Source organism: Streptomyces sp. SM1 (assembly GCF_002910825.1).
In the GTDB taxonomy this organism is placed as follows: Bacteria; Actinomycetota; Actinomycetes; order Streptomycetales; family Streptomycetaceae; genus Streptomyces; species Streptomyces okerensis.
In genome coordinates this window covers 1-668 of record NZ_NEUB01000548.1, presented here as the reverse complement: position 1 = coordinate 668, position 668 = coordinate 1, and the positions used below count along the sequence as shown (strand labels likewise).

The 668-nt window shown below is 74.9% G+C and carries 1 protein-coding gene; it reads left to right on the top strand.

Annotated elements, in window-relative coordinates:
* On the top strand, positions 1 to 668 hold a 668-nt coding region (locus B9S61_RS13510; RefSeq protein ID WP_308457766.1), incomplete at both ends, for a lipid II flippase MurJ.

Below are 668 nucleotides of genomic sequence, written 5' to 3'. Positions count from 1 at the left end.
GCCCGCCGCCGACGGGCCGGCCGGGGAGGCGGAGCGGCCGGTGCGGTTCGCCCTGATCGCGGCCGTGCTGCTGTTCGCGCTGTGCCGTCAGTCGCAGGTCCTCGTGGAACGCTTCCTGGCGTCCTCCCTGCCCGCCGGGGCCATCTCGCACCTGAACTACGCGCAGAAGGTCGCCCAGATCCCGATGACGCTGTCGCTGATGGTGTGCACGGTCACCTTCCCGGTGGTGGCGCGTGCCCTCGCGGACGGTGACACGGGGCGTGCCCGGGCCCGCGTGGAGCGGGACCTGGTGCTGGCCTCCTGTGTGGTGCTGCTGGGCATGTGCGCGGTGATCGCCTGCGCCCCCCAGATGATCGGGCTGCTCTTCCAGCGGGGTGCGTTCACCGCCGCCGACACCGCCGCGACGGCGGACGTCATGCGCGTGTACGCGCTGGGTCTGCTCGGCCAGACCCTCGTGGGGGCCTTCGTCCGCTGCTACTTCTCGGCCGGCCGCCCCAGCTGGTACCCGGTGGGCGTGATGGCGGCGGGCATCGTCGTGACGTCGCTGGCCGGCGCCGTGACCGTGGGCCGCTGGGGGGTGGCGGGGATCGCCGCCGCCAACGCGCTCGGCATCACCGTCACGGCCGTCCTGCTGCTGGCGGGCCTGCGGACCGGCCGCCGGGGGGCCG